A 14,738-nucleotide genomic window follows, 5' to 3' on the forward strand; every position below is an offset into this window, starting at 1 on the left:
TGCTTGCAGGTGTTCGAGGCGATTGCCGTTTTGGTAGACACAGCTATGTTGGTCGTAGGCGTGGCGGCAGTTATCAGCTCGCGCACGTCGGAACCTTCGGCGTGTGAGCGGCGGCAGGGCGGCATTGGTGCCAGCGGCATGAAATAGAAAAGTGGGTCTGGCGCAATAGGATGCCGGACCCATTTTTATGCCGTAATGAACTGCGGGACCTTGCGGTCGTGTTCATCACAGGGAACCCGATCGACCTCCTGCTCGACGAACGCGACGCCCAAAAGCTGACAATCCTCGCGCAGTTGCGGCAGGTAGCGGTCGTAGGTGCCCCGTCCGTAGCCCAAGCGGTTGCCTTGAGCGTCAAATGCGACGGCGGGCACAATGACCAAATCGATTTCCGATGGGGGTACAACCGGGAAGCGCGTGTCGTCCTTGGGGGGAACGCTGCCCTTGATGCGCGAGGGGATGAAGCGGCGCGTCGCGCCCGCACGCGTGCTGGTGTACGTCTGGTGCTCTTCGGTCACAGCGGGTCCCCAGGGCTTGCGCGGGTCAACGATGAACGGCACGTTTCCGCCCAAGTAGTTGTTGCACGAGACGGAGCGCATGCACATGGCTCCCTGTGCGGCGTTAGGGATCATGCACGGGAACACAATGCGGTACCCGTATGCGTATGCCCCGCGAATGAAGCGATCGAGATCGACTTCATAGCGCAGTGCCGCGTACACTGCGAGCGTTGGGGGCTGTCCGTTTTTGCCCTTAATACCGCTGGCGCGTAACTGGTCGAGCAGCTTGTTGCATATCTCGCGTGATTTCGTCGAGCGGGCGCTCGGGCGCAGCTCCTGGCGGCACTCGATGATTGCGCGGCGCACGTCGCTCTTTTGTTCGAGAATCTCCTGTTCAGCAGCACTGGGCTTTTCGCGGGGAGCGCTTTCCGTTGTGGCCGGCGTCTTCGTATGTTTTGCAGTTGCCATTGCACGGTCCTCTCGTCTTCGTCTGTCCATTCTACCGCTTGCCACGTGCGGCCGCGCGGGAGAGGGGGCTGCTTTACGCCTCCTCCCCGCATGTGTCGCATGTGTCGCTCAGCAGATCAACGACGTTCCAGTTCGCATTGCTCGCCTCGATCACGTCGCGCCCGGCAAATACGCAGGCGGGGGCATCGTTCGCGATGCGCTTGACGTCGTCGCTCAACGCCCGAAGCGCCTCGGGGGTCGCCTCGAGCATTTGGCGCCGACGCACGGAGCGCTGCTCGGGCGGCGTCTTGCAGAAGTATTCGGCGTTGCGACGCTTGGTAAGCGCGTAGGGCTTGATCGGCGCGTCAACACCCGAAACACAGCTCACGATGAAGCCCTCGAAGGTCTGAGTGTCGGGCGCAAACGACGTGAGCCAGTCGCCGGAGGCCGCGATGCGCGCGAGCGACGGGTCGATGGCGGGGTCGCGGTACGTGTAGAAGCTCGCGTGGCGCGGGCTCGGCGAGCGGAAACCGCAGCCGTAGGCACCGCCCTTCACGCGGATCTCGTTCCATAGGTAATCGTAGGATAGGGCGTTGGAGGCGACGCTCCATACGCCGTCGGTCTCGATGCCCAGCACGCGTGGGTCGCAGGCGCGGGCGAGGTAGCTCACATCGCTGGGAATGACGAAGGCCTCATGCTTGTCCTCGGGCCACGGCACGTAGAGCTCCTTGGTGGGCGCGGTGCGGGGGGCGAGGCCCAGGTTTCCCGCGGCCGCCCAGTAGCGCCGGAAGTCCTCATCGGAGCCGGTGAAACTTGCGATGCCGCCGGTCGACGTGAAGATGCGCTCGCGCAGGTCGCGTAGGGTGTCGCACAGCGCGTCTTTGCGCTCGTCGAAATGTTCGAGCAGGTCGCGTAGGAAGCGGTAGAAGTCGATGCCGGAAAGCTGCTGCGTGAGCACGGCAGCCGGCGAGACGTAGGACATGGCGCGCGCGAGCGCGGCGCTGTGTCCGTTCATGAGGAAGCCCTGCTCCATGCCGATGCGCATCTGCGTGAGCACGTCGCGCATGCGGTCGGTGTCCTCGAAGATCGTGGTCGCCCAGACCTCGCGCGGGATGCTCGCCAGGGCGTCCATCTTCTCGGACAGGGCTCCCGCGGAGACCAGCAGGCGCGGGCGCGCGAGCTTCCAGTTGGGCTGTGTGGCGACCTCGGTGGTGAAGGAGAGGAAGCCGAGGTTCGCGCCGATGTAGCTGTCGAGCTCGCCTGCGCTCATGCGCTCGGTCGCGAGCTGCTGCATGAGACGGGCGAGGACCGTGACGTAGGGGAGTTCGGAGAATGCGAGGTGCGACAGGTCGAAGTAGGTGAGGGCGTACGCGAGCTGATGCGTGGGCAGGTCGTGGCGCAGGCAGGGGATGGGGGTCTGCTTGTTCAGGACGAGCTGGGGCTCGGGGCGCGCGGGCCCGATGTCGCTCACGCGCAGGCGCGGCAGCGTCGCCTTGGCCTCGGGCGCGTCCTCGGCCTCCTGGCGCTCGCGCAGCTCGGCAACGTCCTCCACGATGCGCTGGAGCCCCGCCTCGTCGAGGGCTGCCTTTGCCGCGGCGAGTTCGTCTGCCTCCTCGCGCGCGGCGCGCGCGTCATCGGCGACGGGGACGAGCTCCACCAGCGCATGGTGGCCGCTTTCGAGCACGATCTCGCGCAGCAGGTCCTCGAAGTACGTGGTGCTCAGTGCCTGCTTGAGCTCGGCGTAGACCTTGCCGTACTCGAGCGCCCGTGTGGCTGCGGCGTCGGTGTCTTCATAGAGCCACGTGCCGAGCGCGTCGCACGCGATGGCGACGCCGTCGGCGATGCCAAAGTCGCGTTGCCGCAGGTCGAATTCCTCACTGGCGAGGACGGCGGCGAGGCGATCGCGCGGGATGCCGTTTTCCACCAGGTCGCGGCAGGCGTCCTCGATCACGCGGCGGAACTCGCCCGCGACGCCCGGCTTGGCGTTCTGCAGGATGATGAGTGTGTGGGGCTGCAGCTGGTCGCCCGAGGTGTAGCTCACCACGTTGCCGCCCAAGCCCGCAGCGAGGATCGCCTTCTTGACGGGGGCTTCGTTGGTTCCGAGCAGGGCGTCGAACATGATGTCCGCGGCTATGAGGCGCTTGCGGTCGGCGACGTCGCCGAGCACGTACGCCATGCCCACCAGTGCGTTTTCCGGAGTGGTGGGCATGTCGACGCGCTCGTAATCGCAGGTGACGGGCTCTTGCCACGTGAGGGGGTTGGGCTCCCCGATGGTGACGGGTGCGCACGTGGCGGTTGCGGCTCCGTCGGCCCCAACGACCCCGGTGGGCTCAGCTGCGTCAGACGCCTTGCGCGCTTTTGCCAGCGCCCGGGCGCGGGCCTCCTCGTCGCGGAGACGCGGCTCGTCGCCCAGGTAGCGCTCGTCTAAAAACGCAAGCTCGCGCTCGACCTCCATGTCTCCGTAGAGAACGATGTAGCTGTTCGCCAGGTTGTAATGGCGCGCATGCGTGTCGAGGAAGTGCTCGTAGGTGAGCTGCGGGATGGCGCGCGGGTCGCCGCCCGACTCGCAGGCATACGCCGTGGTGGGGAACAGCGCCCGGTTGACGGCGTCGTCGAGGACGCTCATCGGGTCGGACAGTGCGCCTTTCATCTCGTTGAACACCACGCCGTTGTAGCGCAGGGTGCCTTGCTCGAGCGGAGCGCCTTCGGGGACGTCGAGCTCGTAGTGCCAACCCTCCTGCTCGAAGATGGCGCGTTTAGTGTAGATCGCGGGGTTGAGCACGGCGTCCATGTAGACGTCCATGAGGTTCAGCAGATCCTGCTCATTGGTCGTTGCCACGGGGTAGACCGTCTTGTCCGGGTACGTCATGGCGTTGAGGAACGTCTGCATGGAGCTCTTGATGAGGTCCACGAAGGGCTCCTTGACGGGGAATTTGGCCGACCCGCACAGGACCGAGTGCTCGAGAATGTGGAACACGCCGGTGTCGTCGGTGGGCGGGGTCTTGAAGCCGATGGCGAACGCCTTGTTCTCGTCTTCGCAGGCGAGGTAGAGCAGACGGGCGCCGGATGCCTCGTGGTGCAGCACGTAGGCGTCGGCGTCGAATTCGGCGAGGGGTTTGGCCGTGGTGACGGTGAAGCCGGACACGGTTACGCCGGGTGTGAGCAGCTGGGAGGCGCGGTCGCGGACAGAGGCATGCGGGCGCGTGGGGGCTTCATCGCAGGGGGAGGTTTGTTTGCAGGTGGAGACCGGCTGGTTCATGCGAAGCTCCTTTATGGAGAGTGTTTGCTACGTTGGTCGCTTCGCCCAGTATACCCGCTCGGCGGTCTGGCACTCCGCGCTTGCGATCCGTCCCTGCCGCGGAACATGCTCACCTCGCGCCCACACCGACTCTTTCAAATGCTGCTAGACATACAGAACACGCCTCCGATACAGCACACGCCTCCGCTGCGGCACGCGTCTCCTGTGCAGCATGCGCTTCCGGCGGGCGTTGCCCCCTAGAAATGGGCGTCTCCGAGCAATTCGGCTCTCGTTATCTCAGGCAAAGGGTCCATATCTTTCGCTAGAGGCGATGGTTTGCTCAATGGGCGCGCTTGGCTTGAGGTATCGTTGTCCCGCAAGACGACGAGATGGGGGATGCATGACGAACGGAAAGATGGAATCGCGCGGCTGCGGCGACGACATCGAAGACGCAGGCAAGGCTGCTGAGGTTGCTGCTTTCGAGAAGCGTGAGCGCATGGGTCTGGCATCGTCCATCAAGCCGGGGGCCGATGCGGATGCTGCCTCACGCGCGGCACGGCGCTCGATGCGCGAGCGTCTGAACGACCGGGATTCACGCCGTCTGCTCGTTGGGGTGCTCGCCACGCTGTTCGGCGGTATCTTTTGGGGCTTTTCCGGCACGTCTGCAAGCTACCTGTTCGCGCACTACCAGATCGACACCATTTGGCTGCTCAGCATACGCCAGCTTCTCGCTGGTGCTATGTTCATGGTCGTCATTCTGCTGTTCGACCGCGTTCGCTTTGTGCAGCTGCTCAAGAACCCGCGCCACCTGGCGGTCATGGCAGTGTTCACCCTGTTCGGTGTGTTTGGCAACTCGTTTTCCTATCTGCTTGCGGTTCGCTTGACCAACGCCGGCACTGCGACCGTCATGCAGTGCCTTCAGCTCGTGCTCATCATGGTATATACCTGTATTGTCACGCGCCGGCTCCCACGCCGCCGCGAGCTCGCGGGCGTGGTCTTGGCATTTGCGGGCGCGTTCCTCATCGCCACGGGTGGCGACCCCAGCACGCTCGTGATTCCGCCCGAGGGGCTGGCCGTGGGCTTGATCTCGGCGGTGGGCGCCGCCTGCATGTCGATCGTGCCTGCGAAGATTCTGCCGGTCTATGGCTCATCCATTGTCACAGGCACCGCGATGTTCGCATCGGGGATTGTGCTCTCGGCGTTTGTGCAGCCGTGGCAGAGTATTCCGGCGTTCGATCCGGAGGGCTGGCTCGCGCTTGCCGTGCTTATCGTGGTTGGATCTTTCCTGGCGTACAACCTGTATATGCAGGGCGTTAAGGATATTGGAAGCGTGCGGGCGAGCCTCATCGGTACGATTGAGCCGGTGTCCGCCACGGTCACGAGCGCGCTTGTTTTGGGCACCGTGTTCGCGCCCACGGATCTGGTTGGTTTTGCCCTCATCATCGTGATGGTGTTCTTAACGGTGTAGCCCTGGCCGCGCTGCGCGGCAGCGTTCTCTCTCATGCTGATACTGGGTTCGTGGGTGTTTTCTGATGCGTGGATGCCTCTTGCGCCAGCAAAATACGCAAATGCGGGGATAAAAAAGGGAGGGCCGAGTAGCTGGCGTTATGCCCGCAGAAAACCAGCAGGTAGATTGAGCGCGCATTGTGTGGCTACTTCAAGGGACCGATTATTATCCCCGCATTTGCGTATTTTCGTCTGATGGGGGCGCACGGAGGCGCCGCTCGGTCACTAAAAGACCGAGCGGCGCCTCCTTTGGTGCTCACGGTTCCTACTGGAAAGGCGTGGCACGGTCATTAATCGGTATGAGGGCTCATGTGAGTCGCTATGCCCAACGCAGACCGTTGAGGTTGTGGGCTCGCACGGGTGCTACAGCCGGTAGAGCTCGCCGAACTTCTTTGCCAGGTAGTCGCAGTAGAAGGCGGCGTTGAACGGCGCGCCGCACGCATCCTCGACCAGCTCGCCCGCGTCCTTGCCGCGACCCCACTGCCAGATGTTTTCGCGCAGCCACGCGCGCACGGGGGCGAGGTCCCCGGCCGCGCAGGCGCCTTCCAGGTCAACGCCCGCGCGCTCCATGGCGGGCACGTACTGGGCGTCGTATGCCGAGCCCAGGGCATAGGTTGGGAAGTAGCCAAAGCTGCCGCCGCTCCAATGAGTGTCCTGCAGCGCGCCAAGGGTGTCATTCGGGACATCGAGGCCCAGGTACTGCTTGGTGAGCTTGGCCCACAGCGCCGGCACGTCCTTGGCGGTCGCCTCGCCCGCGAACAGCATACGCTCGATGTCGTAGCGGATCATGATGTGGAGCGGGTACGTGAGCTCGTCGGCTTCGGTGCGGATGAGCGACGGTGTGGCGATGTTGACCGCACGGTACAGCTCATCCTCGCTCACGCTGCCATAGACCTCGGGTACATGCTTGCGCAACAGGGCGAGCAGCGGCGTCATAAACGCACGGCTGCGGCCCGCAGTGTTCTCGAAGAAGCGGCTCTGGCTCTCGTGAATGCCAAGCGAGGTGCCGCCCTCCAGGCACGTGCGCGCGTACGCGGGGTTGACGCCCAGCTCATAGGACGCGTGCCCCGCTTCGTGGATGACGGAGTACACGTTGGAGAGCAGGTTGTCCTCGTAGATGTGGGTGGCAACGCGCGCGTCGCCCACGGCGAAGCCCTCAGAGAAGGGGTGTTCGGTGAAGGCGAGGCAGGTGTCCGCGAGATCGAGGCCCACGAGCTTCATGAGGTCGAAGGACATCGCGCGCTGGACGGCGTCGGGGACGTGTGCGGTGAGGAACGGCGCGTTGGGCTGCTCGCCGCGTTCGCCGATGGCATGTACGAGCGGGACGACGGTTTTGCGCACAGCCTCGAAGAATCGGTCGTAGGCGGCAGCGTCCATGCCGCGTTCGTACTGGTCGAGCCACACGTCGTAGGGGTCGCGCGTGGGGTCCATGTAGCCGGCGTGGCGCTTGAGGGTCTCGACGATGCGGTCCACGTAGGGCTCGAAGCTCTCCCAGTCGTTGGCGCCCTTCGCCTTGTGCCAGACGGCGTCGGCCTCGCAGGTGAGGCGGCTCCACGCCTCGACTTCCTCGGTGGGCAGGGCGACGGCTTCGCGCTGGTCGCGGGCGAGTGTGCGCACCTCGGCGAGGACCTGCGGGTCGGTGAGCTCGCCGGCGGCCACGGCGGTCTCGAGCTCGGCGATGAGCGCGCGGGCGTCCTCACTGGTAAGGAGCTCGTGATGCTCGCCGGCAAGCGCGCCCATCGCGTCGCCGCGCGCGGCCGCTCCGTTCTCGGGCGCGATGGTTGCGCCGTCGAACTCGGCGATCTTCATCAGGTACTCGCGGGTCCAGAGCTTGGACTCGAGCGCGCGAAGGCGCGCGGTGAGGTGTTCGGGGGTGGTGTTTGCCATGGGTCCTCCTTGCGGGTGGAACGTGGTCATTGCCTTTGAGTGTACCCATTGCCCTTCGGGTGTGGCGGTGGAGTGGCTTTATCTCGCCATCTCATTCAATCGGGGGTGGGCGCAAATTGAACAATTCGAGAGGCGGGGGTTGTGCCAATGGGGAGGGCGCGTTTTGCTGACGGGGTGGGGCCTCTTTGCATCTCCGCGTCTACCTGGGAAGGATTGTGCGTTTTGGGCAGGGGCTTTTCGCGCGCGAAGTAGCCCCACACGAAAAGCCCCTGCCCGGTCACCCATGCGCACGCGCGGCAGCAGCCCACCGAGTGGTGCCGTCAGCGCACGGAGCTCGTCTCATGCTTAAAAACTATAGTGGATGCTCTCCTTGTACTCTTCGTAGAGCGTGCGATTGAGCTCATCTCCTCCGTCGAGATTGGCGCTGTAAAAGATTGGCGGATGTGCCATACCCCCGTCGACTAGCTTTTGCACGAGGGCTGCGACAATTGCGTTGAGCATGGTCGCCCCAACGACCGTTGATGTGGGCGATACCTTTTGCTCCATGCCATTGACGGCGACGGCTGCATCGCCAATTTCACCGTGGTTGTCCAAGATTATGTCGGCCAGGTCGCACAGACGCTTCCCGGAGGGATGGCGCGAGCTGACCGACTTTGAGTACGAAAGATTGGTGATGGCTATAACGGTGGCGCCTGCGTCCTTCGCTGCCATGGCGACTTCAACCGTCACGGGGTTTCGCCCGGAGACGGAATGCGCGATGAGGACGTCCCCGGCTTGAAAGTCGGCGCGGTTGTGAGCGAGTTCGGTTCCGTATCCGACGAGTCGTTCCATGGCGCTGGTGTGCGTGATGGGCTCAGTGTCCAGCATGATCTCTCGGCCAAAAATCGGGTTCATGAGCATGAGCCCTCCAGCTCGATAGTACATCTCTTCAGACAGGATTCCTGCATGACTTGCGCCGAACGTGTAGATCGAGTGCTTTTGCCAAATGCAGTCGTAAAGCACATCGACGCATCGGGCCATATGCTCACCCTCGTCACGCTCGATGGTGGAGAGAAGCTCGCGCACAATGTCGAGGTATTTGAAATCCATGATGACAATCTCCTCTGAAATGTGGGTGTAAAAAGGCGCGCTCGGAGAAACATAGTTTCGAGCGCGCCCGGGTTCTCGATGGTTTCGCTTGGATCGGAATGATTGCCTATGAGAAGTTATGCGATCAAGCGCGCGATAGCACCGACGAGCATGCCCCAAAGGTCAAAGTCCTGACCGCCGAAGACGAGCATCCAGCTCTGGATGGTGTTGTTGAAGAAGTACGCGCCAAAGCCGACGAGCAGTACAGCGATAACGCCAGACACAGCGGCGCCGACAACAGCGCCACGCACGCCGCCGGTGGCGTTGCCAACGATCGAGGCACATCCGATCTCAAAGAAGCATGTGGAGATCAGCGGGATGACGACGGTGGGGAAGATGCCCATGGAGCCGGTGATCAGGATGGTCACGATGGAGGTGATCATGGCAACGATAAAGCCGATGAGCAGAGCATTGGGGGCACACGGGAAGATGACCGGGACATCGAGCGCGGGAATGGCACCGGGAACGAGCTTTTCGGCAATGCCCTGGAAGGCGGGAACGATTTCTGCGATGAGCATGCGGACGCCCTGGAGCATGATGGTGATACCGACGCCGAAGTAAATCGCATGCGTGAAGATGTAGGTGAAAATACCGGTGGAACCTTCAGCATAGCCCCACACGACGGCAGGGTCCTGCCCATTGGCGAGCAGGATGAAGTACATGACAAGGTACGTGAGGGCGATTGCAAAGGAGCCGGTAATGGCGATTTCGCGCAGAAAGCCGAGGGACTTGGGGAAATTGAGGTCCTCGGTGGAGTGCTCTTTGTCACCGATGACCTTGCCCAGCAAACCTGAGATGACGGACAAACAGGTGGTGGGATGGCCGATGGTGAACGAGTCATCGCCGGTGACCTGCTTTACGAACGGACGCATAAGATTCGGAGAAACGACCATGTACAGGGCGGTAAAGACGGCTGCGAGGATGATGAGCTTGCCGCCCGTGAGGCCCGCGTCGACGCCTGCGGCGATGAATACGAATGGGAACCAATAGAGCATGTGGCCGGTGAGGAAGATGGACTTCCACTTGGTGAAGCGGGCGACAAGAATATTGACCGCGAAAGCGAGGATCATGACGATGCCGATCTCAGTGCCGTATTCGGCTCCGATGTCCACCGTGGTCGATTCGATCGCCTGGGGCATGATGGTGTTGAAGGCGGTCGAAATGCCGTCGATCGAGTTTCCCGTGATGAGGCCGGTGCCCGTGGAGAGCACGAAGAAGCCCACGGCGGTCATGATGGTTCCGCGGACGATCTCGGAGAACGATTTCTTTTGGAGAATAAGGCCGATGCACGCGATGAGTGCGAGGAAGATAGCGCCCTGGCCAAAGATTTCCTGAATGACAAAATTGAGGATAGCTTCCATGGTTGCCTCCCTTATCGAACGGAATCGAGGTAGGCCAGGGTCTTTTCTTCGACTTCGGCCTTGTTCATGAAGTTATCGAGCTCGATCACGGGTACCTTGGCGCGATCTTTGATGCGTTCGCCGAGCTCTTTTGAGATGAAAATCACATCACAATCGTTGGCGCAGCATGAAGCCACATCTCCGCAAAACGCCTCAACTTCGATGTTGTGCGCACGTGCGATCTTCTCGATGTTGGTGCGCAACATGAGCGATGATCCGCATCCATATCCGCATACAGTCTGGATTTTCGGAACTCCCATTATTTCTCCCTTCAAGATTGGCATGCGTCTTTTCGCGATGCGTGTCAGTGCCTGTTCGATAGCTACTCGTTCAAAAGGTTGTAGAGCTCATCGGCAGACACACATGAGCCCATTCGGTCTAGAAACGTCTCATCGAGCAACTTTTCCGCAATGCGCTGCAGTCGTGCGATATGAGCTTCACGATCGGTGCATGCGAGGCACATAACAATGCGAACCGGGTCGTTGTCGCATCCAAATGTCACGTCTTCGCTGAAGGTCGCGACCGAAAGGTCGCTGACGGTCACGTCGTCGCCCGGTGCAGCATGTGCGATTGCGAAGCCAGGCATGATGACGATGTAAGGCCCGAGCTCATGGACGCTCGCAATCATCCGGTCGATATAACTCGGATTGATTGATCCACATTCGACGAGGGGTGCCGCCGAGATGCGGATGGCGTCTTCCCAGTTCTTCGCAGTGCAATGAAGCCGAATGTTGTGTTTGGAGATGCTTTCTTCCATTGCTTTCCTCCTTTCTTATCCGTGCAGGTGTAGGACATCGTCTATCTCAAGGTCGTCACGCTCTAGCAGGAGGATGTTCTCCTCGCGCTCGAGAATGGGGGCCAGCTTGAGCAAATCGCTTTGTTCCTTATCGCGTACTCCGAGGACGATGATGGTGCGGATATGCTTTTCATCAGCGGGGCCGAAGGGAATCGTGGAACTCAAGACACACATGGCGAGGCAGTTTTCCTTGATTCCGTCATGTATTCCGGCGTGTACGTATGCGGTTCCGGGTGTGAGGACCATGTATGGGCCGTAGTCTTCAACGGCACATATCATTCGTTCGACGTAGTGCTGCTCGACAACACCGCGCTTGAGAAGCGGGGCCGCAGCGATTCGGATCGCCTCACGCCAGTCGGAACAGTCGACACCGACCTGGATATCATCGCGTCTGATCAGATCGTGGATGAAGTGGGGGAGGTCCATCGTGTGTTCAGCTTTCGCGTACGAGCGTAGAAAATGCGTGCACATCTTGGAATACGATGCTTGTGCGAGTTCGTTTTTTACCTTTTCCAATGCGCCTTGGCTCAGTAGGGGATCGACGATGAGCACCGGTGTCTTTTCCCAGGAAAACTCACTTGTCGAGATAATGAGGTCGATAGGGTTCTCGGCTAGGAACGATTTGGCGTCGGCGGTTGTCATGGGACCATGGACGCGGCATTCCCCGAGTACATGCGAGAGTCTCATCATCAGGATCGAGCTGGAAGCGAGGCCAAAGGAGCAGAGGAACAAGACATTGAGAACAGTCGAGTCGCGCGCGCTCGTTTCGTAAATTGTGTCGAGGTACATGGCAATGTAGGCGATCTCGCTTTCGTTAAAGGAAATGCCATGGCGTTCTTCGGCTATGCTCATTTGTTTGCGGGTGAAATCATAAAGGAGGGGGATTGAGACCATGATTTGCCGTGGCGTATCACTATGAATCTGGTTTCCGTTTCGAACCCTCCAAATGGCTGCGCGAACATGCAGGGTGAGACCATCGATTAGGTGGCGTAATGGTTCGTCTTCTATGACGTGCAGCTCACGCAGGGCATCCACGAGGTCTCGAGAAATGGTGCTCGCTTCATCCTGATATGAGGTTTCCTCCCGATCGGATGGATCTCCTGCGCCGGAGCGTTGGGAAAGGATGACCGAGGCTAGAAAGAAGCTCTCCGTCTCTGAGGGGAAATGCGCGTCGAGAAGTTGCATGAGGGGTAGGAGGTCGGGCGACAATTGCGTGGCCTGATGGTTTGCTAACGACCCATGGCGATCCGCGGAGTACCGAAGGGGGTTTTCCGGTACCACCCGTGATGACTCGAGTGCTTTGCCCATATGGATTCTCGAAAGGGAAAAGGCCGTAACGAGTTCCAATCGCTCACGGTCTATGAGGGCACCGTTTTGGAATATCTCGACGCCGTTAACGATGGCCCTCGCGGCGAGCAAGTACGCTTCGAGTGCCCGCCGGGACATGGGATATGCTATGTCTTGTAGCGCGGAATCGGATAGGATGCCGAGAAAGCAGCGGCGAACTCCGAGCTCGTCGCCAATCAGGCGGACTCCTTTGCCGCGATCGCGCTGACAGACGACATTTGCCTGGGCGAAGAACTGTTCGACCGCCTCGAAGTTTGCCACTAACGTTTGGCGACTCACGCGGCAGGTGTCGGCGATGCGTTGGAATGTCATGAGCGGATTAAGCAAGAGGAGTAGCTCCGCGACGGCGCACTGTTCCGTTGTGTTGAGGGTATGCAGCTCGGCACGATTGGCCTGTGCTTGCAAGGCGGCTCGCGTTTCCGATGCACATGAGAGGCGGATGCCCGTCCCGGGGACCCTTTCGAGAGCGGCGCCATGTTGGGCCATGAAAGACTCCACCGAGCGAAGGTCGCTGCGAACGGTACGTGCTGACGCATCGACGCTCCTCGCAAGGTCTGCGACGGTGCAAAAGGTGGTCTCACGGCATAGCTTACGTACAAGCTCGCGCTGCCTGCTGGTAAGTTCGACCATGGCGACCCCCTTTCTTTGCTCGGGCTAAATTCCCTAATCACATAGTCATAAAATTGCTACACACTCTCAACACAAGATGTGGTCAGCGGCTGCGGCAACTTTTTGATTTGGATCTTCGGGGGCAGGTGCGAATTGGTCAAATTGAAAGGCTTGGGTTGTGCTAATGGGGAGGGCACGCTTTGCTGACGGGGTGTGGTCGCCCATGATAAGACGCGGCCAATTCCCTGGGCGCGGCGTTTGTCGGGTATGCGTAGACCCTGATTTCGAGCCATATGCAAAGGCGCTCGTTCTCAATCGCAAGCCGTCTCTGTGTTATCATCGTGACCACTGCGTTGACGGAGAGGTCGGGCCTCACCGCATCGCCGCCTAAGAGAGGGAGGGCCACCGGCTGCGAGCCCACCTGCGGCGAGGAGATCCGAGTTCACTCCCGAGCTGCGACCTGAACGGCCGCCCCGCAACAGAGGGTGCTTCCCATGTGTTGCGCGAGGCGCTGGGGCGGATGCGCAATATGCACCCGACCCCAACTGCACGCTGAGTAGGGAAGCCGCGCGCCCGCGCGACATCGGGCAAAAGAGGGCTCGCCGGGCAGACAACCGGCGGCCAATCAAGGTGGTACCGCGGAACTCATCCGTCCTTGGGAGTGCGAAAACGCACGATCCCAAGGGCGGATTTTTCTATGGAACAACGCGGCAACGCAGTGCGTTGCCGTTGGAAGGAGAGGGGACGTAATGAGTCTGATCGACGAACTTGAGGAGCTCGAACAGCGGGCCCGCGAGATGATCGAGAGCGCCGAGACGGCGGAGAAGCTCGAGGCCGCGCGCGTGGCGCTCATGGGCCGCAAAGGCGAGATCACCGGCCTCATGCGCATGATGGGCAAGATCGAGCCCGAGGAGCGCCCGGTGCTCGGCAAGCGCGCCAACGAGATGCGCCGTATGGCCGAGACCCTGCTTGAGGGCCGCATGAAGCAGCTCAAGCGCGCCGCCATCACCGAGCTCATGGCGACCGAGGCCGTAGACATCACGCTGCCCGGCGCCCGTCCGCAGATCGGTCACGCGCACCTCATCAACCAGATCATCGAAGAAGTTGAGGATGTGTTCTGTGGCATCGGCTACACCGTCGAGACCGGCCCGCAGGTCGAGTCCAGCTGGTACAACTTCACCGCCCTCAACGCGCCGCTCGATCACCCGAGCCGCTCTGCGCGCGACACCTTCTACGTGAAGGACAACGCCCCCGGCACCGCGGCGCACCCCGAGGAGCACGCTCACGGCGAGTCCGACGTGCTGCTGCGCACGCAGACCTCCGGCGTGCAGATTCACACCATGGAGACGCAGGAGCCTCCCATTTACATGATCGCCCCGGGCCGCGTGTACCGTCCGGATACGGCCGACGCCTGCCACCTGCCCCAGTTCCACCAGATAGAGGGCCTCGTGGTCGATCGCGGCATTACCTTCGGCGACCTCAAGGGCACGCTCGACTACTTCGTCAAGTGCATGTTCGGTGAGGATCGCGCCACGCGCTACCGCCCGCATTTCTTCCCGTTCACCGAGCCCTCCTGCGAGGTCGACGTGAGCTGCGGCGTGTGCGGTGGCGAGGGCTGCCCCTTCTGCAAGCACTCTGGGTGGATCGAGATCCTCGGTTGCGGCATGGTCGACCCCAATGTCCTGCGCAACTGCGGCATCGACCCGGACGTCTACTCCGGCTTCGCGTTCGGCGCCGGCGTCGAGCGCATCGCGGCGCTCCGCTACGACCTGCCCGACCTGCGCGCGCTCGTGACCGGTGACATGCGCTTCCTTAATCAGTTCTAATCCCGGCGGCTTTCCCAGGCACCCGACCTTGGCCTTCAATCGTCGGTCGCGTACCTAAGT

10 protein-coding genes are annotated in these 14,738 nt (G+C 61.5%); 2 read left to right on the top strand and 8 right to left on the bottom strand.

Translation table 11 applies throughout. The features are described from left to right. Positions 1 to 185 precede the first annotated feature (185 nt). Complete coding sequence (locus tag DWV48_RS02065) at positions 186 to 962, bottom strand: 5-formyltetrahydrofolate cyclo-ligase (protein WP_118652940.1); 777 nt, start codon at positions 960 to 962, stop codon at positions 186 to 188. A 73-nt stretch (positions 963 to 1,035) separates the two neighbouring features. Beyond that, on the bottom strand, positions 1,036 to 4,200 hold the full coding sequence (locus tag DWV48_RS02070; RefSeq protein WP_118652942.1) for an insulinase family protein: 3,165 nt from the start codon (positions 4,198 to 4,200) through the stop codon (positions 1,036 to 1,038). Positions 4,201 to 4,579: 379 nt separating this feature from the next. Here DWV48_RS02070 and DWV48_RS02075 point away from each other — a divergent pair, with 379 nt between their 5' ends. After that, on the top strand, positions 4,580 to 5,647 hold the full coding sequence (locus DWV48_RS02075) for a DMT family transporter (protein WP_233546056.1): 1,068 nt from the start codon (positions 4,580 to 4,582) through the stop codon (positions 5,645 to 5,647). Positions 5,648 to 6,048: 401 nt separating this feature from the next. On the opposite strand, the gene DWV48_RS02080 is transcribed toward DWV48_RS02075, so the two are convergent. From DWV48_RS02080 to DWV48_RS02105, 6 genes are all read right to left on the bottom strand, one after another. Continuing rightward, positions 6,049 to 7,572: a carboxypeptidase M32 gene (locus tag DWV48_RS02080; protein WP_118652944.1), complete on the bottom strand. Its 1,524-nt coding sequence runs from the start codon at positions 7,570 to 7,572 to the stop codon at positions 6,049 to 6,051. A gap of 345 nt (positions 7,573 to 7,917) precedes the next feature. After that, entirely contained in the window at positions 7,918 to 8,661 is a 744-nt protein-coding gene (locus tag DWV48_RS02085) for a sugar isomerase domain-containing protein (protein WP_118652946.1), read from the bottom strand. A gap of 116 nt (positions 8,662 to 8,777) precedes the next feature. Beyond that, positions 8,778 to 10,061: a PTS ascorbate transporter subunit IIC gene (locus tag DWV48_RS02090; protein WP_118652948.1), complete on the bottom strand. Its 1,284-nt coding sequence runs from the start codon at positions 10,059 to 10,061 to the stop codon at positions 8,778 to 8,780. 11 nt (positions 10,062 to 10,072) lie between these two features. Then, a complete protein-coding gene (locus tag DWV48_RS02095; RefSeq protein WP_118652950.1) occupies positions 10,073 to 10,360 on the bottom strand; it encodes a PTS sugar transporter subunit IIB in 288 nt (95 codons plus the stop codon). 62 nt (positions 10,361 to 10,422) lie between these two features. Further along, positions 10,423 to 10,857, bottom strand: coding sequence for a PTS sugar transporter subunit IIA (locus DWV48_RS02100; RefSeq protein ID WP_118652952.1), 435 nt, complete (start codon positions 10,855 to 10,857; stop codon positions 10,423 to 10,425). Positions 10,858 to 10,872: 15 nt separating this feature from the next. Continuing rightward, the gene (locus tag DWV48_RS02105) at positions 10,873 to 12,873 is read right to left on the bottom strand and encodes a transcription antiterminator (protein ID WP_118652954.1); all 2,001 of its coding nucleotides are present in this window, start codon (positions 12,871 to 12,873) and stop codon (positions 10,873 to 10,875) included. 728 nt (positions 12,874 to 13,601) lie between these two features. Between DWV48_RS02105 and pheS the strand changes: the two genes are divergently transcribed. Next, on the top strand, positions 13,602 to 14,678 hold the full coding sequence (gene pheS, locus DWV48_RS02110) for a phenylalanine--tRNA ligase subunit alpha (RefSeq protein WP_118652956.1): 1,077 nt from the start codon (positions 13,602 to 13,604) through the stop codon (positions 14,676 to 14,678). The last annotated feature ends 60 nt before the right edge of the window (positions 14,679 to 14,738 follow it).

The organism is Collinsella sp. AF08-23, assembly GCF_003479805.1.
Lineage (GTDB): Bacteria > Actinomycetota > Coriobacteriia > Coriobacteriales > Coriobacteriaceae > Collinsella.

Excerpts from the sequence above, each read along its gene's own strand:
- DWV48_RS02065 (WP_118652940.1), bottom strand. The coding sequence starts at position 962 with ATGGCAACTGCAAAACATACGAAGACGCCGGCCACAACGGAAAGCGCT.
- DWV48_RS02070 (WP_118652942.1), bottom strand. The coding sequence starts at position 4,200 with ATGAACCAGCCGGTCTCCACCTGCAAACAAACCTCCCCCTGCGATGAA.
- DWV48_RS02075 (WP_233546056.1), top strand. The coding sequence starts at position 4,580 with ATGACGAACGGAAAGATGGAATCGCGCGGCTGCGGCGACGACATCGAA.
- DWV48_RS02080 (WP_118652944.1), bottom strand. The coding sequence starts at position 7,572 with ATGGCAAACACCACCCCCGAACACCTCACCGCGCGCCTTCGCGCGCTC.
- DWV48_RS02085 (WP_118652946.1), bottom strand. The coding sequence starts at position 8,661 with ATGGATTTCAAATACCTCGACATTGTGCGCGAGCTTCTCTCCACCATC.
- DWV48_RS02090 (WP_118652948.1), bottom strand. The coding sequence starts at position 10,061 with ATGGAAGCTATCCTCAATTTTGTCATTCAGGAAATCTTTGGCCAGGGC.
- DWV48_RS02095 (WP_118652950.1), bottom strand. The coding sequence starts at position 10,360 with ATGGGAGTTCCGAAAATCCAGACTGTATGCGGATATGGATGCGGATCA.
- DWV48_RS02100 (WP_118652952.1), bottom strand. The coding sequence starts at position 10,857 with ATGGAAGAAAGCATCTCCAAACACAACATTCGGCTTCATTGCACTGCG.
- DWV48_RS02105 (WP_118652954.1), bottom strand. The coding sequence starts at position 12,873 with ATGGTCGAACTTACCAGCAGGCAGCGCGAGCTTGTACGTAAGCTATGC.
- pheS (WP_118652956.1), top strand. The coding sequence starts at position 13,602 with ATGAGTCTGATCGACGAACTTGAGGAGCTCGAACAGCGGGCCCGCGAG.